The 20,239-nt window shown below is 44.6% G+C and carries 24 protein-coding genes; 23 read left to right on the forward strand and 1 reads right to left on the reverse strand.

The features are described from left to right. Nucleotides 1–36: 36 nt before the first annotated feature. The 15 genes from groL (at nucleotide 37) to G3255_RS03115 (ending at nucleotide 9,354) form a co-directional block, all read left to right on the forward strand. Nucleotides 37–1,668 (forward strand): chaperonin GroEL, encoded by a 1,632-nt coding sequence (gene groL / locus G3255_RS03050; RefSeq protein WP_211653228.1) that lies wholly within the window; start codon nucleotides 37–39, stop codon nucleotides 1,666–1,668. Nucleotides 1,669–2,380: 712 nt separating this feature from the next. Beyond that, nucleotides 2,381–2,848 (forward strand): hypothetical protein, encoded by a 468-nt coding sequence (locus G3255_RS03055; protein WP_211653229.1) that lies wholly within the window; start codon nucleotides 2,381–2,383, stop codon nucleotides 2,846–2,848. A gap of 113 nt (nucleotides 2,849–2,961) precedes the next feature. After that, entirely contained in the window at nucleotides 2,962–3,549 is a 588-nt protein-coding gene (locus G3255_RS03060; protein WP_211653230.1) for a toll/interleukin-1 receptor domain-containing protein, read from the forward strand. A gap of 39 nt (nucleotides 3,550–3,588) precedes the next feature. Then, nucleotides 3,589–4,113, forward strand: coding sequence for a hypothetical protein (locus G3255_RS03065; RefSeq protein ID WP_211653231.1), 525 nt, complete (start codon nucleotides 3,589–3,591; stop codon nucleotides 4,111–4,113). A 67-nt stretch (nucleotides 4,114–4,180) separates the two neighbouring features. After that, on the forward strand, nucleotides 4,181–4,660 hold the full coding sequence (locus G3255_RS03070) for a hypothetical protein (protein WP_211653232.1): 480 nt from the start codon (nucleotides 4,181–4,183) through the stop codon (nucleotides 4,658–4,660). A gap of 72 nt (nucleotides 4,661–4,732) precedes the next feature. Continuing rightward, nucleotides 4,733–4,948: a terminase small subunit gene (locus G3255_RS03075; RefSeq protein ID WP_249222052.1), complete on the forward strand. Its 216-nt coding sequence runs from the start codon at nucleotides 4,733–4,735 to the stop codon at nucleotides 4,946–4,948. A 149-nt stretch (nucleotides 4,949–5,097) separates the two neighbouring features. Continuing rightward, the gene (locus G3255_RS20210; protein WP_283092910.1) at nucleotides 5,098–5,226 is read left to right on the forward strand and encodes a hypothetical protein; all 129 of its coding nucleotides are present in this window, start codon (nucleotides 5,098–5,100) and stop codon (nucleotides 5,224–5,226) included. Between the two features lie 503 nt (nucleotides 5,227–5,729). Next, nucleotides 5,730–5,882: a hypothetical protein gene (locus tag G3255_RS03080; protein WP_211653233.1), complete on the forward strand. Its 153-nt coding sequence runs from the start codon at nucleotides 5,730–5,732 to the stop codon at nucleotides 5,880–5,882. After that, entirely contained in the window at nucleotides 5,870–6,187 is a 318-nt protein-coding gene (locus G3255_RS03085; protein ID WP_211653234.1) for a DUF771 domain-containing protein, read from the forward strand. The genes G3255_RS03080 and G3255_RS03085 overlap by 13 nt, the downstream gene beginning before the upstream one ends. 33 nt (nucleotides 6,188–6,220) lie before the next feature. Further along, nucleotides 6,221–6,493 carry a hypothetical protein gene (locus tag G3255_RS03090; RefSeq protein WP_211653235.1) on the forward strand — a complete coding sequence of 91 codons (273 nt, stop codon included), beginning with the start codon at nucleotides 6,221–6,223 and terminating at the stop codon, nucleotides 6,491–6,493. 56 nt (nucleotides 6,494–6,549) lie between these two features. Then, the gene (locus tag G3255_RS03095; protein ID WP_211653236.1) at nucleotides 6,550–6,936 is read left to right on the forward strand and encodes a DUF2513 domain-containing protein; all 387 of its coding nucleotides are present in this window, start codon (nucleotides 6,550–6,552) and stop codon (nucleotides 6,934–6,936) included. Nucleotides 6,937–7,128: 192 nt separating this feature from the next. Then, nucleotides 7,129–7,338 (forward strand): hypothetical protein, encoded by a 210-nt coding sequence (locus tag G3255_RS03100; protein WP_211653237.1) that lies wholly within the window; start codon nucleotides 7,129–7,131, stop codon nucleotides 7,336–7,338. A gap of 470 nt (nucleotides 7,339–7,808) precedes the next feature. Continuing rightward, on the forward strand, nucleotides 7,809–8,234 hold the full coding sequence (locus G3255_RS03105; protein WP_211653238.1) for a hypothetical protein: 426 nt from the start codon (nucleotides 7,809–7,811) through the stop codon (nucleotides 8,232–8,234). Continuing rightward, nucleotides 8,231–8,773: a hypothetical protein gene (locus G3255_RS03110; protein WP_211653239.1), complete on the forward strand. Its 543-nt coding sequence runs from the start codon at nucleotides 8,231–8,233 to the stop codon at nucleotides 8,771–8,773. Before G3255_RS03105 ends, G3255_RS03110 begins: the two co-directional genes overlap by 4 nt. Continuing rightward, a complete protein-coding gene (locus G3255_RS03115; RefSeq protein ID WP_211653240.1) occupies nucleotides 8,773–9,354 on the forward strand; it encodes a hypothetical protein in 582 nt (193 codons plus the stop codon). The genes G3255_RS03110 and G3255_RS03115 overlap by 1 nt, the downstream gene beginning before the upstream one ends. Nucleotides 9,355–9,610: 256 nt before the next feature. Here the strand turns inward: G3255_RS03115 and G3255_RS03120 are convergent, their stop codons facing one another. Then, on the reverse strand, nucleotides 9,611–10,366 hold the full coding sequence (locus G3255_RS03120; protein WP_211653241.1) for an SDR family NAD(P)-dependent oxidoreductase: 756 nt from the start codon (nucleotides 10,364–10,366) through the stop codon (nucleotides 9,611–9,613). A gap of 417 nt (nucleotides 10,367–10,783) precedes the next feature. Here G3255_RS03120 and G3255_RS03125 point away from each other — a divergent pair, with 417 nt between their 5' ends. The 8 genes from G3255_RS03125 to G3255_RS03160 all read left to right on the forward strand — a co-directional run bounded on the left by G3255_RS03125 (nucleotide 10,784) and on the right by G3255_RS03160 (nucleotide 20,207). Continuing rightward, the gene (locus tag G3255_RS03125; RefSeq protein ID WP_211655738.1) at nucleotides 10,784–11,956 is read left to right on the forward strand and encodes an acyl-CoA dehydrogenase family protein; all 1,173 of its coding nucleotides are present in this window, start codon (nucleotides 10,784–10,786) and stop codon (nucleotides 11,954–11,956) included. Nucleotides 11,957–12,167: 211 nt separating this feature from the next. Next, nucleotides 12,168–13,013, forward strand: a complete 846-nt coding sequence (locus G3255_RS03130; RefSeq protein ID WP_211653242.1) for a DegV family protein — start codon at nucleotides 12,168–12,170, stop codon at nucleotides 13,011–13,013. Between the two features lie 219 nt (nucleotides 13,014–13,232). Beyond that, nucleotides 13,233–14,171, forward strand: a complete 939-nt coding sequence (locus G3255_RS03135) for a sensor domain-containing diguanylate cyclase (protein WP_249222053.1) — start codon at nucleotides 13,233–13,235, stop codon at nucleotides 14,169–14,171. Nucleotides 14,172–14,204: 33 nt separating this feature from the next. Beyond that, on the forward strand, nucleotides 14,205–15,305 hold the full coding sequence (locus G3255_RS03140) for a threonine aldolase family protein (RefSeq protein ID WP_211653243.1): 1,101 nt from the start codon (nucleotides 14,205–14,207) through the stop codon (nucleotides 15,303–15,305). 241 nt (nucleotides 15,306–15,546) lie between these two features. Further along, the gene (locus G3255_RS03145) at nucleotides 15,547–16,530 is read left to right on the forward strand and encodes a tRNA dihydrouridine synthase (RefSeq protein WP_211653244.1); all 984 of its coding nucleotides are present in this window, start codon (nucleotides 15,547–15,549) and stop codon (nucleotides 16,528–16,530) included. A 175-nt stretch (nucleotides 16,531–16,705) separates the two neighbouring features. Next, complete coding sequence (locus tag G3255_RS03150) at nucleotides 16,706–17,125, forward strand: hypothetical protein (protein WP_211653245.1); 420 nt, start codon at nucleotides 16,706–16,708, stop codon at nucleotides 17,123–17,125. A 129-nt stretch (nucleotides 17,126–17,254) separates the two neighbouring features. Next, on the forward strand, nucleotides 17,255–17,476 hold the full coding sequence (locus tag G3255_RS03155) for a hypothetical protein (protein WP_058381746.1): 222 nt from the start codon (nucleotides 17,255–17,257) through the stop codon (nucleotides 17,474–17,476). Between the two features lie 340 nt (nucleotides 17,477–17,816). Next, complete coding sequence (locus G3255_RS03160; protein ID WP_211653246.1) at nucleotides 17,817–20,207, forward strand: glycoside hydrolase family 65 protein; 2,391 nt, start codon at nucleotides 17,817–17,819, stop codon at nucleotides 20,205–20,207. Nucleotides 20,208–20,239: the final 32 nt, after the last annotated feature.

A 20,239-nucleotide genomic window follows, 5' to 3' on the forward strand; every position in this document is an offset into this window, starting at 1 on the left:
AAGCATAAATTCTATTTATATAGGAGGAACCGAATCATGGCAAAAGATATTAAGTTCAGTGAAGATGCACGCAGCCTGATGTTGCAAGGTGTAGATAAATTAGCGGACGCAGTCAAAGTTACGCTTGGGCCAAAAGGGCGCAATGTTGTACTTGAGAAGAAATTCGGCACGCCGCTGATCACAAACGACGGCGTAACGATCGCTAAAGAAATCGAGCTTGAAAACGCGTTTGAAAACATGGGCGCGAAACTTGTGGCGGAAGTGGCTTCCAAAACAAACGATATCGCAGGTGACGGTACGACGACTGCGACTGTTCTTGCACAAGCGATGATCCGTGAAGGCTTGAAGAACGTTACAGCTGGCGCTAACCCTGTCGGCATCCGCCGCGGCATCGAATTGGCTGTGGAAAGCGCAGTTACTGGATTGCAATCCATTTCCCAGCAAATCGAAGGCAAAGAATCGATCGCGCAAGTAGCGGCGATTTCTTCTGGCGACGAGGAAGTCGGCAAATTGATCGCAGAAGCGATGGAGCGCGTTGGCAACGACGGCGTCATCACTTTGGAAGAATCACGCGGCTTCACGACGGAACTTGATGTCGTAGAAGGCATGCAATTCGACCGCGGCTATCAGTCTCCTTACATGGTGACGGATTCCGACAAAATGGAAGCGGTTCTTGAAAACCCGTTCATCCTTGTCACAGACAAGAAGATCGGCAACATCCAGGAAATCCTTCCAGTACTCGAGCAAGTCGTCCAGCAAAGCAAACCGTTACTCATCATCTCTGAAGATGTTGAAGGCGAAGCGTTGGCAACACTTGTCGTGAACAAATTGCGCGGCACATTCAACGCAGTGGCTGTTAAAGCCCCAGGATTCGGCGACCGCAGAAAAGCGATGCTCGAAGACATTGCAGCACTCACTGGCGCTGAAGTGATTACAGAAGACCTCGGTCTTGACCTGAAATCCACAAACATCACACAACTTGGACGCGCAGCGAAAGTCGTTGTTTCGAAAGACAACACAACGATCGTTGAAGGCAATGGCGATTCCGAGAAAATCATCGCTCGCGTGGCACAGATCCGCAGCCAATTGGAAGAAACAACTTCTGAATTCGACCGCGAAAAACTGCAGGAGCGCCTAGCGAAACTTGCTGGCGGTGTCGCAGTCATCAAAGTCGGCGCAGCAACTGAAACAGAACTTAAAGAGCGTAAACTGCGCATCGAAGACGCATTGAACGCAACACGCGCAGCGGTTGAAGAAGGCATCGTAGCAGGCGGCGGTACAGCGCTTATCAATGTCTACAACCAAGTGGCGAAAATCGCGGCAGAGCAAGAAGGCGACGTCGCGACAGGCATCAACATCGTGCTCCGTGCACTTGAAGAGCCGGTTCGCCAAATCGCAACGAACGCTGGCCTTGAAGGCTCGATCATCGTTCACCGTTTGAAAACCGAAGAAGTCGGCATCGGCTACAACGCGGCAACAGGCGAATGGGTCAACATGCTTGAGCAAGGCATCGTAGACCCAACGAAAGTGACGCGTTCAGCACTACAAAACGCAGCATCCGTTGCAGCGATGTTCCTAACAACTGAAGCAGTCGTAGCAGACCTGCCAGAACCAGCACAAGCTGGCGGTGGCATGCCCGATATGGGCGGCATGGGCGGCATGATGTAAAAAGAACTCCCAAACCTTGTTATTACAGGGTTTCGGGAGTTTTCTTTTTGTTTCGGGCAACAATGGATTTCAAAAAATATCTATTAAAGTTTTTTAGTCATTTCCGAGAGGTGACTGCTGAATAGCTCGGAAGCTTTACTTTTTACGTTTTTCGTCATGTGGGCATAAACCTTCATGATCATGTTAGTATCTGAGTGCCCCACACGGCGTTGAATTTCTGCTTCAAGCAGTAAATAGACGTTCGTATGGAAAAGACTATGAGAGGTAATGTGTTTATTAGTGTCTATCATCTTCAGTGCTTTTGCGATCACCAGCAGCATTCTCCAGGCAATCATTCACTTGGTAATGAATATCATCCAAGTAATTGCGCCGCCAATTAGTTTTATTGCAGGGATGGTCTCTTCTAATCTGGCTATCAGCACCCCGCCACGTTCATAGCAGGTATTATGACATCGATATTCCAGCTGTTTCGCCCGATTGTGGACGTGGTGATGGAAGTATTAAATATCATGACGCAGGTCATTTCAGAAGTTTGGCAGCGAGTAATGGTTTTGACAGGTGGATTGTCCGTCGGTATCAGTCCCATCATCAGTGGGTGCTCAGGCGTCGTATCAGACATATTTAATAATCAACAATTATCAGCGGCGCCATGAATAACGTTTCCAGGCTCATCACGGGTGTGTTCGAGAATATCCGCGGAGCCTGGAAAGGATTGACCACTTTTGTGGATGGAATCTTCAACGGTATCAGCAGCAATGTCCAGGTACTTGTTAATCAGGTCAAAGGCTTTGTGAACGACGTCATCGGCGGCGTGAATGCTGCAGTCAGCCTGATTAACAAAATTCCAGGTGTTAGCATCTCCGCAATTCCGATGCTTTACCGGGGGACGAATGACTGGCAGGGCGGCTTTGCTCGGATGAACGAGGGCGGTCGAGGGGAACTCGTAAACCTTCCGAACGGGGCGCAAGTCATTCCACACGATGTATCGATGAAATACGCTAGAGAAGCTGGCAGAGCATCTTCTGGCGACTCTAAAGGGAATGGACCGAGTGTCTACAATGATGCAGGAGTTCAGGTTCATATTGCGAATTTCGAAAACAATACAGATCGGGATATCGAAACCCTCTCTCACGATCTTGCTTGGCTGACGAAACGAGAAAGAGGACGCATAGATTATTAAAGCGCATAACTTAAAGTCAAAAAGGTTGCATAAAATAAAATTCCAATTTTAAACAGGAATCCCCTTTCTAGGCATAGAATGTTAACATATACGCTTAGAAAGGGGATTTGCAAATGGTAAGAATGGGTATTAACAGAGCTGAAGTGGGACAGCGAGCACTATTGGAAAAATCTTCGTTCAGTAACGAAGAAAGGTGTATATTCCTTTCCCACGCTTCTAAAGATAAAGAGGCTGTAAGAGAAATAGGTAACTATATCATGAACTCAGGAATTGATATTTATCTTGATGAAAATGATATCGATTTACAAACAGCTGCTGAGGCAGGTAACCATAATGAAGTTACTTCATGTATAGAAAAAGGAATTAATAAATCAACAGATATTTTTTGCATTGTTTCTGAAGAAACTAAAAAGTCCTGGTGGGTGCCATATGAAGTGGGATATGGAAAGAAAGCGAAGACCAATCTATATACATTTCTTTTAAGAGACGTCACACACATTCCAAGCTACTTAAAAATATGTGGCATCATTAAAGATAGATGGGACCTAAATAGTGTCTTAGGTGATTTATCTAAGGGGGAGCTTTTGAAGGAGTCTAGCACTTTTGATTACAATTACAATCAAAGAGCGGGGAGTATCGTAAACTATGACGCCGCTAATCACCCACTTAACGAATACGTTCGAGAAATTAGGCATGATTAGGAAGAAAATCAATTCTCGTAAGTTATTGGAGGTAATAAGATGAGTCGTACACCTAATAAATTCACGGTTTCTTTAGGTATACCTAACATGGCTAGCATTTCCGGAGAATGGGAGCCTAATGAAAATCAACAGGACGCTTCTTGGGAGATTTACGTAGAACTTGTTACTCGAGTCTCGGTGGTAGGTCTTAAAGAAGATGAGGGCAACGTTAGGGAGGCCCTTTCATCTCTGTATGCTATTTTTGCCGAAACGAGAGGGATTCTTAAGAGATATGGGCCGGGTATTGCGATTTCTCCGGGGAAAGGTGATTTGTCTTTGGGTTATATAGCGGTGAGTGTCCTGAATGATTTTCTCAGGCCGTTTTTAACTAAATGGCATCCTATACTCTTATCTCATGAAGAAACTCGTAATGAAGGGGTTTCGCTTATGAATCATTACAAAGTCTGGGAGCGAGATGATGAGATCAGAGAAGGGCTAAATCAATTATCCGATTTTCTGTACGAGTATTCTAAAATTCTGGCTAAAGGCGCTGGAATACCGCCATTAGTTGAAAAAAGTATCTAAGTAAACGTAAAGTAAGTGTCGGAGTTATATCTAGGGAAGAAGTTAATTATACAAGGGGTTGTTTTAAGTGGAGGCATGGTTGATTCCAGGAGAGTTAAAAGTTAATATCGAAGCAGATACCTATTTCAGAGATGAAAAGGACGTTTATGACATCAAAGATACTTTGACGGAAGAGGAGTTTGAAAAGTTTAAAGACTTTCTTGTAGCCATATCCATAAGTGAAGAGCAGTATTTCACCCTAGAAATTGATGGCTCACCAAGTCTAGTCAGATTCGGACTTATCAGTCATAGAAAAACAGATGACGGTGTGCGTATTAAAGGGCCAATTGTATCAAGCTTTTTTGACGAGAAGCAGGAAGAAAAAGATTATGGTGATAACTTCAGTGTCAATATAGAAGATCGAACTTTAATTAATGAGCTTCGGTTTGAACGTTTGACAGCCAAACTTATTGAAAAGGGGTACCTGACTGAGGATGAAGCGGGAGAGATAGTAAAGTTTCCTTCAGAGAATTTCGTACGAAAAGCAATCGAATACAGAACATTTTAGCCTTAGCGCTTCCAATCCGGAGGCGTTTTTCTTATGTCGTAAAACGGTAAATAACCTGAAAGTTGGTGGTAAATGGTGAAACTGACAGTCAAGCAGCAACGATTTGCAGACGAGTACATCCGGCTCGGAGAGATTACTCAAGCAGCAGTAAACGCAGGATACAATCCGAAAAGCGCATATAAAACAGGAAGCGAAAACCTCAGAAAACCCCTAATCGAATCTTATATAAACAGGAGTATGGAGAAATTGAAGAAGGAGTACCTAGCAGAACAGGACGAAGTACTGTAATTTCTGACGAGCGTGGTAAGGGGATGAGCGAGCAGCACTACGTTAGTCGGTCTTGGAATGGGATTATAGTGAACGGGCGTCTGTTCGGAGTATAGAAATATAACAGTAACCGGCTGCAATGATTTCAAAAAAAGGAGGAGTGATCCCTAGTGAAGCAACAGAAACCTTATATACCGCCGCATGTACTTAGTGCTATGTGGCAGTTCATGCTCAAGACTTCAGTTCCTCGTATCCTTGCAGAAGAGCAGAAAAGAAGAGTGGAAGAAAAATTAAAGTGAAAAATGTGTAATTAGAAGGATGTCAGTTAAAGTTCTCTTGAAAACTACTGGACATACAGAGAGAGGAGTACGAATTAATTATTTATGTATTACGCCCGCTCCGGCCAGTCCATGTAAAAAACTGAATTTCCATCCAAATTAGACTGCTGATTACCCAGGCACACCCCCATAAAAGAAGTCCTTGAAATGCCGAGAAAGTACCTGTTTCAAGCAGCGCCTTTCTCCACCTGAAATGGACTTCCTTATAAGGAGAGTAGTAGGCGTTGTTTTTCGTCAATATATCCAGTTTTCCCAAGGGTTTAATGGGGTGTGGGTTACACAGCCCCTAGTTACACACCCCTAAACGGGAGGCTCAGAGGGGTGTGTAAGACGGGAGTAAATGAGTTTTTCTGATAGAAGAATTCTAGTAGAGGAAATTCGCAGAAGGTAAGAGAATACTTAGGTATAAATATAAAACCAAAAGGGATAGTGATTGCTGAAAAAAGCCGGAAAGGATGAATTGAATGAAAAGCAAAAAACCCGATATTTCTCCGCAGACCCTCGAAGCCATGCGACAGTTTATGCTTAAAACTTCTGTGCCTCGTATTCTTGCAGAGGAGCAGAAAAGAAGGGATCTCCTGAAAAAGGAAGAAGGCGAATCCGGATGCAAAAACTAAACGTCGAGCTTTCAGTCGAGATACCAGCTGAATACGTATTGATCACTAAAGTAGAATACGAAGAATTGAAAGGCAATGAGCTGCGCGGCGTTTACTGGAATATAAAAGAGCTTGAGAAGCGTACAGGCAGGAAGGCCACATGGTTGAAAGAAAACGTGCTCTATCCAGAGAAATTCAGAAAAGTGTTGGATATCGAGCACGGAGGCTTTGTGGCTTATCCGAAGACTAAGGGGCAGCCTTGGGCGTTTCAAGCTAAGAGAATGAGTGATTTTTTGGATGAGAGATTTTCTCGTATATTTCTCTGAGACGAAAGAAATTCCAGGGAAGGAGGTGCTTAATTGCCGTTCATTGAAGTGAAGGTAGATGTCAATCACGATGAAATTCGCAAACAGGTTAATGATCGAATCGACAAGGCTATCCAGGAGACTCTCTTCTTGTGGGACATAAACGAGATGGCCAAACGCACGTGCATGGGCAAGACGTTTCTCGAAGAAGAGTTTCTGCGCGATCCACGCATGAAGTTGCTGGAACGGCGGAAGGGGAAAGGTAAGCGGTTTTGGTTTTACGAACAGAGCTTAACGGTCATGCAGCAAATCATGGAAGAGTGGTAGCAAAATAAACGCGTGGACAGACGCTATTGTTTTAAAAATGTAAGGAGGACACCTCGTTGAAAAGAGATATGGAATACGTAAGAAAGCTATTAATTGATTTCTCTGAGGGCAAAGGAAGAGGAGATTTTAAAACATTTACCTTCGAGAGTGATAAAATGGCAGTCTCGCAACATTTAAAATACGAGTATCATTTGAAAATAATGGAGCAGGCTGGCTTAATAACCTATAAAAAGCGAAGTTATAAAAGTGGATTCGCGTTATTGAATGCCCCGGAGTTAACTTGGTACGGACAGGATTATTTAAGTGCTATTGAGAGTGATACAGTATGGAAGAAAATTAAGGTTACTATCAAAGAGAAAGGCTTGGAGACTGGGCAGGTTACGTTTGAGGTATTTAAAGAACTAGCCAAAGCTAAAATGAAGGAAACTTTCGGTTTAATTTAATTGCGGTGAGTAGTAATAAAAATTTTAACTATCTTGAAACTTTTCTTCCATTTATTCGTAATTATATGTATCAAATGAAATGGGGGAAATATTATTATTACTTATAACGCTTCAGAAACCAAACAAGCTGTAAAGTTTTTTGAGAACAACCTCGAATTCTTAGGGAAGGTTCAATCAATTGAGCATAAGCGATTGAAATCTGAAACTATGTACCAGACCATCATCAAAGGTACGGAAGAAACATTAACGATTAACGACGGATTGTCTTCTGGGTATGCTGGCGAAGGGCCAAGAGGACTTGTTAAAGTGCTGGAGAGATTGGGTGTTGAAAGTTCTGATGCAGAGTATTATGCCAAAGATAGAGATACTCACAAAAAAGGTTTTATCCTCGAACTTAAATAGAAGTGATTAAACGAGTTTCCGAGTGGATGCTCGTTTTTATTATTACTTTGATATATTCCCACACAGATAGAATCATTGCATTTAAAGTTTAAAAAAGATTCTTTCACAAATATTTCACAAGTTTTTTTCGAATGTGTAGGCCTCGCTAAAACGCATTGAAAGTGGCCTAGAGGGACAATAAGTTTAAAAGCAACTAATGTACTATTTTAATGAAAAAACCTCTCTATAGTGGTTCTAAAGGTCTCTGGGGTACTAAATGCGTAAGGAAAAGCTATAACAACTCTTCCTGACATATCGGTATTTCAAATGGAAATTTATGGAGTGTACAATTAGGCTATCGGTGGTATAGAATATGTATACAGCAGGTATACGGTAGTCTTTAGAGGTGTTTGAGGTAGTTTACTCGCACCTTTTTCGTGTATTCTAAACTGTATTAATGTATGCATGAATGTATTAATGGAGGTATATAAATGCCTAAAGTAACTAATTTTGTATTTTGTGAGCCGGGACAATTTAAGCCGGGTTCATCACAGATCCCATTTATAGAAGGAGTTTCAACTTCTAGTAGTTTATTTGGGTTCGCTATTTTGTACTCAATTACTAGTTTTTCTAGATTCGAGGATCATAATGTATTTCTTAGTATAAAAGATCCTCACGAGGAAGAACTGATTAAAACTGAAGAGTTTACTATCGAAAAAAGCGAAGACGTTAGTGGTGACTTATCAAGAGAGTTTCCATCGAAAGAGCTACTGAATGGTGCAACAATGGCTATAGAATTTAATGATGTTGAATATAGAGGCCAAGGTTTGTACAAGGTAGAAGTGTTCTTCGATGGAGAATTATTAGGTGAATTTTTCCTCCCTGTTATCTTAAGAAAGGAGAGTGAAAAGGAATGAGCGGAATAGGAGCAACAAGCGTCGCTGTTAACGAGAGAAGTTTTATAGATACTTTTATAAAAACAACTGCTGTTTTAGTGGTAGTTGCATCTACTTCGGGAATCTATACGAATGTTCATGTTTTAAAGGATCAAGAGTTAAGTAGTAAACAAAAAACCGCACCAAGTGTTGAAGTTAAGAGACACAACTTATTTTCCTCTGCGAAACCTAATGTTCTAGAAAAACCTAAGCCTAGATTAATAAATTTGACAGAGATGAATAAACCTATATATCAGAGTTCCTTATTAGAGGCTAAAAATGTAGAAGAGAATGACTTTGTATATGCAGACGATTTTGATACTGTGGACAATTCAAATGACTCTAAGAGCATTTACGTGACTCTTTCTTATGGGGGGCATTTACCAGCAGCTTCTGATGATGATTTCGACTTTGTATATGCAGACGATTTTGATACTGTAGACAATTCAAACGACTCTAAAAAGCTTTCTATGCAACAAGCAACTGGGGGGCGCCTGTTTGATGGGAGAGATAGAGGATAATGACAGAAGAAAACACAACTACAGCTTTATATCGTGAAGTTTTCTCGACAGAAGACATCAGTCAAGGGGATATCTTCTTCGGTTTCCCACTCATGCTCCCTGACCCCGAAAGTATTGATAAAGTTGTAGAAGTAACAAAAGAAGGAATAGAGGCTACTGTAAAATACAAAGTGAATACTACAAATTTAATAGTCCTGACTCAGGCATGTGATTTATCAAGGGATAATGGCCGTTTGCCAGTTAAATCTGTGGTATGTGCAGCTATAAATGATATTAGCCAATATAAGTTACAAAACGTGCACAATGTAAATGCGCAGAAAGTACACAGTTTTTACTTACTCCATAAGGATGATGTGTTGTTTAAAAAGTCTCATCTAATTGAGTTTAAGAGCACATATACAATTCCTTATGAATTATTGAGTAAATATGCGCAAAATTACGGGAATAGAGTTCGACCAACTAGCCCTATTCTAGAGAAAGTTTCTCAACAGTACGGTAATTTTTACTCGAGAATTGGTCTCGAGTATGTAAGAGAGTCGAAGGATCTTGCAGCAGAGTACAATTCATTAAAAGGTGAATAATAAAAATGCAAGAGAGGAGCTTCGGTTTTCTTTTTTTATGAGCAACAATCCGGCAACAATGAAATGATTTTCCATGAAAAACTATACGAACAAAAAATGAAAACCTTCTATATAGTAGGGTTTTCGATACCCCATACAAGACTATAATAGCTACTCTTCAATGGGCGGCATGATGTAAGTCATCAACCCATTATAAAAAATCCCCTCTCACATGATGTGAGAAGGGATTTTTTTGGTATCGGAACTATAAGAGAGCTTACTTCCTCGAAGTATACTGAAAAACCGGATCCATCAACTCAAACTCATAGGTCTCACTATTGACCTTGCCAACAATCTGTTCGCTATCATAAAGCTCCAGCATAAACTGAGCCATCTCTTTTGCAGTATGGAATTTCTGCACATTGTCGCCATAGCTGAATTCATCAAGTTCCCGCGCCGTTTTTACGAATTCGGTTTCTGTCATGGATGGTGCGAGTATTTTCACTTTTAACTGAGCTCCGTTATCCTGCAGCTCCTGGGCCAGGCCTTCGGTAAATGCGCTGACGTAAAATTTAGTCGCAGCGTATGTAACGGCATTTGGCACGAGTCGGTAGCCGAGGTCTGATGAGACATTGATGAGCTGCGCGCCTTGTTGGTCCGCATAATCGCGTGCGTAAAGAGTGGAAAGCGTGGTGAGTGCTTCTACATTTACGCGAAGCATTTTTTCCGTTTTAGTTACATCCTGTTCAGCGACGGTTGAGCTGTTTCCGAAGCCTGCGTTGTTCACGAAGGTTTCAATATCGTAGTCTTTAAGGCTTTCATAAAACGCATGGACCTGCTCGCTTTCAGATAGGTCTGTCGGCTTGATAATGACGTCGAGATCGGTGTTCATGTTTTGAATGTTCTCTTTTAGATTATTAAGCTCGGCTTCTCTTCTTGCGACAATAATCAGGTTTTTGCCGCGTGATGCGAAAGCCAATGCCGCTTCATATCCAATTCCTGAGCTGGCGCCTGTGATAACTGTGTACTTCATATGAACCCCTCCATTGAAATAAATGTTATTAATTAAACGCTCCTGAAATCGTACCAGTCCTTGAAGTGAAAGAAAAAGCAGTTTATAAGCCAGAAATTTCTTAGAGTATTTAGAATTATAAGTGTACTCAAGTGAAGATTATACACTATTCTTCGAGTAGCAAAGGAATAGGAAGCATCGGGTTAATTAAAAAGATCATTTAAGGGTATAAAGTTGATACGACGACTTTCCCGAGAATATGCGGGATGGTTCGATTGATGCGAGCACTTCATAGATCAAGCGGATATAGCATCACAGGCAACGCAGTTGTGCCGAGCACGCTCCAAGGCTTATACTCGGTGCATCAATAATCTTTGGATAAAGTAGAAAACGGCTTCATGATAATGGACGCAATAGATAGGAGAAAGGTGAAGAATGATGGATATCACAAAAGCGAAGACATTTGAAGAACGCATGGACATATTGAATGAAACCGTCGCACCGTTTACGGAACGGGCGGCGCACAATGATTTGGAACGAGAATTTCCATTTGAGAATTTTGAGGAACTGAAAGCGATCAATTACCCGGCGTTGACGATTCCAAAACAATACGGCGGAGCAGGTATTTCCTTGTCGGAGATGCTGCGCTATCAGGAAGCGATCAGCCGCGCGGACGGGTCGACGGGATTATCGATCGGCTGGCATATGGGCATCGTCAAAGATTTGGGCGAGACCGATAAATGGGACGAGTCGGTGCTTGTGGCCTTATTTGACGACATCAAAGCGCGTGGCGCGTTGATTAATAATTGCGCGACTGAAAAGCAGACCGGCAGCCCGACAAGAGGCGGGAAACCGTCGACCACCGCCAGAAAAATTGGCGATTCGTGGGTGATTGACGGGCGCAAGTCATTTACGTCGATGGCGCCGGTATTGGATTACTTTAATGTGACTGCTGTAATTGAAGAAACCGGGGAAGTGGGCTATTTCCTCATTCCACGGTCGGCTGAAGGCATAGCAATCGACGAGACTTGGGATAGCGTGGCCATGACCGGCACCGGAAGCCATGATTTGGTGTTGACGAATGTACATGTGGAGGAAAATGCCTTGGTCGAGATCAGTGTGCCCGGGAAAAAGCAGCCAGCTGGATGGCTGCTCCATATTCCGGCGTGCTATCTCGGAATCGCCCAAGCGGCACAGGATTACGCAATCCGCTTTGCGCAGGATTATTCGCCGAATAGCTTGAACGGGCCGATCATCGAGCTGCCGAATGTGAAACAAAAGATCGGCCAAATCGAAATGGAGTTGCAGCGGGCGCGGCATTTCCTTTATTCCGTAGCGAAACAATGGGACGAATCGGACGACGAACAGCGCTCGCAGATGGCTGCGGAACTCGGGGCCGTGAAAGTCGCGGTGACGAATTCAGCGGTCGACATCGTGGATCTAGCGATGCGGGTCGCGGGTGCACACAGCCTGTCGGAAAAATCGCCTTTGCAGCGCTATTACCGCGATGTGCGGGCAGGACTTCACAACCCGCCGATGGAAGATATGCTCATTCCGGCGCTTGCTGATTTTGCGATTGGCCAGCAGACACAAAAACAACCGGTTAAATAAGATGGAGCCGCTGATCCCTTGGGATCCGCGGCTTTTTCCTTTTTATAATTGGAAAGAAATAACGGATATAAGTGCAAAATATGTCGGCGCTTACATTAATTTTCGCTTATGTGACATCTGTCACTAGCCGCTAATGCCGCGCCTCCTGTACGTTAACTAGAGCAGACAACTGCTTCCGATATGGAATTTGCATCTAGAGGAGATTTTTTGAATGAAAAAAATAGCATGGATCACGGATACAGCAGCGCAATTGGATGATGCGTTCATCCAAAGGCATAATGTCTACGTATTGCCCCTTAGTGTCGTGTTTGACGACGGGTCGTATCGCGAGTCGATCGACCTGACACAGGGAGAATTTTACGATAAATTACGTGCGGCTAAAGTGTCGCCGAAAACTTCACAGCCGGCCATCGGGGAGATGGTTGCTTTATATGAACAATTGCAGTCTGAAGGCTATGATTTTGCGGTAGCGCTTCATTTGTCGAGCGGGCTATCCGGAACGTTTGCCAGTGCGCAATCAGCTGCTAAGATGGCAGACTTTAAAGTGTATCCGGTCGATTCAAAAATCGGTTCGTTCCCGATGGGGAAAATGATCGAAATCGGCAATGAATTATTCGCGTCCGGAAAAGAACCGGAAGAAGTCGTGGAGACGATCAATCAATTGACTGCTAAATCGCATTTGTCGTTCATTCCATCAAGCTTGAATCAATTGCATAAAAGCGGGCGAGTGTCAGGGACGCAGGCATTTCTCAGCAATATCCTCAACATCAAAGTGGTCATCACTTTTGTTGACGGCGTCACGACAATGAAAGAAAAAGTCCGTTCGAACAAACGCGCCAAGGAAAGTGTCAATTCGGCGTTGCGCGCGGATATGGAATCTGGGATGGTGCCGGAAGTGGCGGTCATTCATTGCAATAATGAAACCGGCGCAGAAGCATGGAAAAACGAATTGATGAAGGAGTTTTCCGGCCTTAAAGTGGATGTCATTCCGCTAAGCGTCTGTGTGGGAGTCCATGCCGGAGAAGGCACGACCGGCTTGAGCTGGGTCAGTTATTAAAACAGGAAAGATCATCATGAACCTCGGATTGGCTGCGTTTTTATACGCTGTCATCCGGGGTTTTATAATTTAACTATATGGGAAGACCGTTTTACCGGGGGCCGTTCTATGTTAAGCTTTAATAAATATAGTTAAATATTGGCTATTAATCAGTAGCCTTGAATTAATTTTCCAAAAGAATGCAAACAAGAAATCTGACACTAATTGAGGTGCTTAATTATGGTGACATTTCGTGAATTGGAAATGTATAAGAATTTCGATGAGCTGGCGGAAGATGTGATCGATTTGGCGAAAGAGATTTTGCCGGATCAATTGTTTTATTTAAGCTCCATCAGTGAAGCCCAGCAAATAATCTTGAAGCATTCGCCGAACGATACGACGATCCCCATAGCGGAGGGATTGGTGTTGAATTTGGAGGATTCGCTATGCAGCCGTATAGATTTCAAGAACAAGCAGCCATTGGTCTATGAGGATGTCAAAGACGGACATGCATTGGGAGCGTTTGAAGAGAAGCTGGAAGCAGCCAATGTGCGCTCATATTTGGGATTGCCGATTTCATTCGTCAATGGGGAGAGGTTCGGCACTTTATGCGCGGTGAATGATGAAAAAAGCCAGTTCGATCTAAAAAGCATCACTTTATTGCAGCGGATTGTGCGGATGTTTACCTATTACTTGGATCTCGAGCGCTTCGCTTACCGAGATTCGCTGACGGATCTGTATAACCGGCATTACCTTGCCCGTTTTTTCGAAGGGCATTCCGATGCTGGCGGGGCGGTATTCTTTCTCGATCTAGATGGGTTCAAAAAGGTCAATGATTTATACGGACATGAAACAGGAGATGTGGTGTTGAAAGAAGTAGCCTCCAAGTTGCAGCGATTTACTGCAGATCATCCAGATGCTTTGGCGATTCGTCTTGGCGGAGATGAATTTCTGGTCTATTTCACTAAGCCAGCAAGTGAAACGGAATTGAGCGAATGGGCAAACCGTCTGCTCGACAGCTTGAGTGATTGGGCAGCCGATTACCCGCTGTCGGCGAGCATCGGCATTGCCCAATATCCTGCCGGTGGGGATTGCAACTTGAAAGAACTTCTTCAACAAGCAGACCAAGCATTGTATCAAGCGAAAAAAGCAGGGAAGAACCGCTATACTTTCTATTAAGTTCAAAATTAAGCGTTTTGAGGAGTGGGGACATTGGCTGAACTCAATCGACTGCAATCGGCCTTTAAGCAAGCGAGGTATCAATTGGCGAATCACGGCACGCGCAATGCGGGTGTGTTGAAACAGGCTTTTGAAGATGTCGCTGATGATGTTGAAAGTGATTTGTATGGAAGTGGGCAGGTCATTGAAGCTTTTCAGGAGAAGATGGCGGCATTTTTAGGAAAAGAGACGGCAGTCTTTTTCCCGAGCGGCACAATGGCCCAGCAGATTGCGCTGCGGATTTGGTGTGATGATAAAGGGCTGAAACGAGTGGCCTACCATCCGCTCAGCCACTTGGAAATCCATGAAGAAGACGGTTTGAAAGAATTGCATGGCATCGAATCGGTGTATTTGACGGACCCGGACCGTGTCGTTGAGTTGAAAGATGTCGCAGAGTTGGACCAAGAGGTGGCGGCGGTGCTGTTGGAATTGCCGCAGCGCGAAATCGGCGGGCAATTGCCAAGTTTCGAGACGCTGGAACAAATCTCGCACTATTGCCGCGACAACCAGATCAAGCTTCATCTCGACGGCGCCCGCTTGCTGGAAGTTACTCCTTATTACGAAAAGTCCGCAGCGGAAATTTGTGCCCTATTCGATAGCGTCTATTTGTCGTTATACAAGGGAATTGGCGGAATTGCAGGCGCTATCCTGGCTGGGGACGAAGCATTCACGAAGCAGTCGAAAGTGTGGAAAAGGCGACATGGGGGCGATTTGATCAGCCTCTATCCGTATGTCATCTCGGCCGATTATTATTTTGACGAGCGCTCTGGGAAAATGAGTGACTATTACGAAGCGGCGAAACGAGTGGCCGCACTCTTTAATTCCTGCCAGAGCATTGCGACTTTGCCGGAAGTGCCGGTTTCGAATATGTTCCATGTCCATTTCGCGCATCCAAAAGAAGAAATAGAACCGGTCATCGTGGAGCTTGAACAAGAAACGGGGATCGGCATCACCAGTTATTTGAAAGAAATCGACAGCGGGTCGTGTTATTTTGAAATGTCGATGGGAGACCAGTACGCAGAAATACCAGCAGATTTGGTTCAACAGGCATTCAAGCGATTGGATCAAAAGATGAAAGAACGCTTTAGTGAATAGAAGATGGTCTATTCAGCCCTTCCAGGCAATCTGCGGATTGCGGGAAGGGCTTTTGCGTTCAAGCGGAAGCAGGAGCGCCTCTCTTTCCACAGCGCGTAGAATCGTGTAAACTGTATAAGGTTAAGAAAAGATAGCGAGACGTAGTGAACCATTTGATATTTTTGCATTCTTACTATAGATGACAGTGAATTTTTGGATGAAGGAACGCTTCATCCCGCAAGGAAAGGATTGGAATTGAACTATGAAAGAAAATTTTTGGCGTGAATTGCCGAAGCCATTTTTTGTATTGGCGCCGATGGAAGACGTGACGAATGTGGTGTTTCGCCATGTGGTAGCGGAAGCGGCGAGCCCTGACGTGTATTTCACGGAGTTTACGAATACGGAAAGCTATTGCCACCCGGAAGGCATCCACAGCGTGCGCGGGCGCTTGACGTTCACGGAAGATGAACAGCCGATCGTCGCCCATATCTGGGGCAATAAGCCCGAGCATTTCCGCGAGATGAGCATTGGCATGGCGGCGCAAGGCTTTAAAGGTGTCGACATTAATATGGGCTGTCCCGTACCGAACGTTGCCGCCAAAGGAAAAGGCAGCGGCTTGATCAATTACCCCGATAACGCGGCGGAAATTATCCAAGCGGCGAAAATGGGCGGACTGCCTGTCAGCGTCAAGACACGCCTCGGCTATACTCATGTCGACGAATGGAAAGGCTGGCTGCGCCATGTCCTGGAACAAGACATCGCCAATTTGTCGATTCATTTGCGGACGAAAAAAGAAATGAGCGCGGTGCCGGCGCATTGGGAATTGATCCCTGAGATCAAAGCGCTGCGCGATGAAGTGGCACCGGATACGCTAATCACCGTTAACGGAGATATCCCAGACCGCAAAACCGGCCAGGAACTGGCGGATAAATACGGCATCGACGGCGTCATGATCGGGCGCGGAATCTTCCATAACCCGTTCGCTTTCGAGGAAGTGCCAAGAGAACATAGCACGCAAGAATTGTTCGACTTGTTGCGCCTGCATTTGGACCTTCACGATAAATATTCGACAGAAACCGAGCCCATCGCCTTTAAGCCGCTGCGCCGTTTCTTCAAGATTTACGTGCGCGGCGTACGCGGTGCTGGTGAACTCCGCAACGATTTGATGCATACCGAGACGACCGATGAAGTACGGGCATTGCTCAATGAATTCGAGAAGCGGGAAGTTCCCGTAGCGACCAGCTAAAATTGGATATGAAAATGCCGTCAGAAGCCATGAGCTTTTGGCGGCGTTTTTTATGGAAAATAACTGGGGCTTGAAGAGTTTAGAGCTTCACAAATCGGGAAATGAACCCAGAACCACTTAATTTGGTATTTACAAGGAGGCGAACATCATCGCACAAACGAGCTCAAAAGAGCGGATGGATGAAGCATTGAAAAAACTGGAAGAAGATTACCTGGATGCTGTGGAAAATAACGACTCGGACAGCGTAGAAGAATTTATAGAAGCATTTCTATATGATTCCTGGTCGTATAACGAACGGAATTTAGCGACGATTAAAACCGCCATGAGCCGTTATTCTCAACAACAAATAGATGTCGACACGTTCAGCAATTCATTCAAACGGATGGTCGACCGCGTGCAGAAGAAGTTACAGGAACTTGATGGACAAAGCCATTATCCGGTCATCCAAGACGGCCGGGGCGCTTCCTTATTGATTGCTTTTGTGGACGGATTGGTCATCCAATACTTCGCAGGCACCTATACAATCGAACAATTGGAAAAAGATACCCCTTATTTAATGCGCGCTATCTTGCAATTGTTAAAAGCCGAAAGCTAAATAAAGCAATTTCCATCAATTGTTGCACCCATGCGTGGTATAATAGAAAACTTAAGGTGGCATGAAACAGCCATTTGAGACGGAAAGCGCCAAAAGCTTTCTTCTACTATTAAATTGAGGTGTAAGCAAATGAATAAACGATGGACGATCGATAAAATCAGAACATTTGTCAACAACAATTCCGACAGCAAACTATTGTCGACGGAGTATCACGGATTCTCCCAAAAGTTGTTGTTCAAATGCGCATGCGGCAATAACTTCGAGAAAACCTTCACGAAGTTCAACAAAAACAACCAGCGCAAATGCGACACATGCCAACCACCAAAAGCACCACGCGGGCAGGAACAATAAGATAACGCCAATCCTGGCAGGGCACCCTGAAAGTTAGAGTTCATTCCTAACTATTGGGGTGTTTTTTATTTCCTTTACTTCAACTAGCGATCGGTGGGAATCTGTCCGCCCTGCTAGATGACCATACTCCTTGACTATTAAAAATTTAAGGATTATACTAACTTGAAAGCGCTTAATATTCTGTGAAATGTATATATATTCGCTTGCACAGCTTAGAAGATGGTAAGGTTCATGGACGATTCAACAAGTCAAAAAAGAGCCTGGAAAAACCATCTTTTTCTTTTACAGAAAAACTAAAACGTTTTCGGAAACTTGAGGATTGTAAAGGAGGCAGGCTGGAATGATGAATTATTCGCTCGGGACAGGGGCATATAAAGATTGGCTCTTGTCGGAAACCAATTTTTCAGCCAATGCTTTAGGCAAAAGCGAAGCGGTCATGCTACTCGGCAATGGCTATATGGGGCTCCGTTCCGACAACGAAGAACCATACTTAGCGGAGCAGCGCAACCTGTTCGTCAATGGGACGTTCAATAAGGCGGAACTGAACGAAGTGACGGAGCTACCAAACGCAGCCAATGTGACGCGGATCGATATCCGGGTTGACGGCGAACGTTTTTCATTGGAATTTGGCAAGACGAAAAATTACATCAAACAACTTAACTTAAAGGATGCTGAACTGACACGCACATTCCAGTGGACTTCACCTAAAGGCAAAACCTTGCACTTTCATTTTAGCCGTTTCGTCTCTCTGGATGATCTGCACTTAATCGCCATGAAAATGGAAGTGGAAAGCCTATCTCACGATGTGGCCGTGTCGATTGACAGTGGTATCGACGCCCAAATGACCAACTCGGGCGTCCAGCATTTCAGGGAAGGTGAACGGAAAATATCAGATGGGCGATTTATCCAGCTGGTCCAAACGACTAATGAAACCGGAATCGACCTCGTCCATAATACGGTCCATGCTTTTAAACTCAACGGCAAGGACACCGATACGCCAGGCGATAAAAACATGGCGCGCAGAAAAGCATGGATGACATATGATTTTGAATTGCGCCCACAAGACCGGCTTGTCATGGAAAAGCTGTCGACGGTACATACGAGCAGAGATACAGAACGAAAATCCGGATACAGCCTTCCACAGTTGCGCAGGCATTCGCTCGAACAACTGAAAGGCCACGTAACACAGGGCTACGATATGTTATTCCAAGCACATCGGCGCTCTTGGCAGCAAAAAGTATGGGAAGCCTACAATGTGGAAGTGGAAAGCAGTGAAGCGGTCGATCAACTGGCGCTCAGGTTCTCTCTTTACCATTTGACGGCCATGATCCCGGCGCATGATGACCGGTTGGGCATCGGGGCAAAGGCGTTGAGCGGCGAGGGCTATAAAGGGCATTCATTCTGGGATACGGAAATTTTCATCCTGCCATTTTTTACCCTATCGAATCCACAAGCGGCCAAGTCTTTGTTAGCCTATCGTTATCATGGCCTCGAGGGAGCCAGGCAGAAAGCACGAGAGAACGGTTATGCAGGTGCCATGTACCCGTGGGAAATGGCATGGCCGACTGATGGGGAAGTGACGCCGGTATGGGGCGATATTGATATCGTCACCGGCGAACAGACAAAAATATGGTCGGGCTTCATCGAACAGCATATTTCGGCGGACATCGCATTTGCGGTTTACCAATATGAAAGCGTTACCGGCGATGTGGAATTCATGGAGCAATGCGGATATGAGATGGTGTTTGAAACCGCTAAATTCTGGGCAAGCCGGCTTGAATGGAACGAAGAATTTGGCCGTTATCATATTAACCAGGTCATCGGCCCGGATGAATACAAAGAACATATCAACAACAATGCCTTTACCAATTATATGGCGTACTTCAATTTAAGATTGGCCATGCGCTATGCTGATAAGCTATCTCAAGAACAAGGGGCGCTCTGGGAAAGTTTCGGTTTGGACGCCGACTATGCCGACTGGCAAGAAAAAGCAAGACAGCTTTATTTACCGGAACCTCGGGCTGAAGATCTTGTGATTCCGCAAGATGACACATACTTACAGCTGCCGGAAATCGACCTTGAGAAATATAAGCGCCAGACGAAGGTGAGAACGATTTACCGGGATTACAACGCCGAGCAAATCAACGGCATCCAGGTAACAAAACAAGCAGATACACTTTTGCTGTTTTACTTGATCGACCAGACTTTTTTTCGCGGCGACCCGCGTTTTTCCGAAGCCGCCAAAAAAGCGAACTTCCGCTATTATGAATCGCGTACGCTCCATGACTCCTCCTTGAGCCTCGCCACCCATGCAATCATGGCGAGTGACCTCGGAGAGCGGGAATTAGCATATAAATTATTCCGGGAAACGTGCGCTATTGATATGGGGCCTGGCATGAACACTTCAGATGAAGGCATCCACGCTGCAGCGATAGGGGGTATTTGGAAATCAGCGATATTCGGTTTTGCCGGCGTCCGGCTCGCTGATGGCAAGTTGCGGATTGACCCGTACCTGCCAAAACAGTGGCAACGCATGAAATTCACCATCTACTGGCAAGGGCAGCCTTTGCAGGTGGAAATCATGACTGATTTTATGGAAGTTACATCTGCCGGCGATCAACCGGTTAAGTTCGAATCAGGCGGAACGGTTCATAAAGTGGACCGCCGCTTGAAAATACCGATCAATCCAAACAAATCACTATCATCACCGAAAAAAATAGTTTCAAAATGAGCCATTCATTTTGTTTTCTATAGTATTCCACT

Origin of the sequence: Planococcus sp. MSAK28401, assembly GCF_018283455.1 — a bacterium.
GTDB lineage: Bacteria > Bacillota > Bacilli > Bacillales_A > Planococcaceae > Planococcus > Planococcus alpniumensis.

Excerpts from the sequence above, each read along its gene's own strand:
- groL (WP_211653228.1), top strand. The coding sequence starts at position 37 with ATGGCAAAAGATATTAAGTTCAGTGAAGATGCACGCAGCCTGATGTTG.
- G3255_RS03060 (WP_211653230.1), top strand. The coding sequence starts at position 2,962 with ATGGTAAGAATGGGTATTAACAGAGCTGAAGTGGGACAGCGAGCACTA.
- G3255_RS03065 (WP_211653231.1), top strand. The coding sequence starts at position 3,589 with ATGAGTCGTACACCTAATAAATTCACGGTTTCTTTAGGTATACCTAAC.
- G3255_RS03075 (WP_249222052.1), top strand. The coding sequence starts at position 4,733 with ATGGTGAAACTGACAGTCAAGCAGCAACGATTTGCAGACGAGTACATC.
- G3255_RS03080 (WP_211653233.1), top strand. The coding sequence starts at position 5,730 with ATGAAAAGCAAAAAACCCGATATTTCTCCGCAGACCCTCGAAGCCATG.
- G3255_RS03085 (WP_211653234.1), top strand. The coding sequence starts at position 5,870 with ATGCAAAAACTAAACGTCGAGCTTTCAGTCGAGATACCAGCTGAATAC.
- G3255_RS03105 (WP_211653238.1), top strand. The coding sequence starts at position 7,809 with ATGCCTAAAGTAACTAATTTTGTATTTTGTGAGCCGGGACAATTTAAG.
- G3255_RS03110 (WP_211653239.1), top strand. The coding sequence starts at position 8,231 with ATGAGCGGAATAGGAGCAACAAGCGTCGCTGTTAACGAGAGAAGTTTT.
- G3255_RS03115 (WP_211653240.1), top strand. The coding sequence starts at position 8,773 with ATGACAGAAGAAAACACAACTACAGCTTTATATCGTGAAGTTTTCTCG.
- G3255_RS03120 (WP_211653241.1), bottom strand. The coding sequence starts at position 10,366 with ATGAAGTACACAGTTATCACAGGCGCCAGCTCAGGAATTGGATATGAA.
- G3255_RS03125 (WP_211655738.1), top strand. The coding sequence starts at position 10,784 with ATGGATATCACAAAAGCGAAGACATTTGAAGAACGCATGGACATATTG.
- G3255_RS03130 (WP_211653242.1), top strand. The coding sequence starts at position 12,168 with ATGAAAAAAATAGCATGGATCACGGATACAGCAGCGCAATTGGATGAT.
- G3255_RS03135 (WP_249222053.1), top strand. The coding sequence starts at position 13,233 with ATGGTGACATTTCGTGAATTGGAAATGTATAAGAATTTCGATGAGCTG.
- G3255_RS03145 (WP_211653244.1), top strand. The coding sequence starts at position 15,547 with ATGAAAGAAAATTTTTGGCGTGAATTGCCGAAGCCATTTTTTGTATTG.
- G3255_RS03150 (WP_211653245.1), top strand. The coding sequence starts at position 16,706 with ATGGATGAAGCATTGAAAAAACTGGAAGAAGATTACCTGGATGCTGTG.
- G3255_RS03155 (WP_058381746.1), top strand. The coding sequence starts at position 17,255 with ATGAATAAACGATGGACGATCGATAAAATCAGAACATTTGTCAACAAC.
- G3255_RS03160 (WP_211653246.1), top strand. The coding sequence starts at position 17,817 with ATGATGAATTATTCGCTCGGGACAGGGGCATATAAAGATTGGCTCTTG.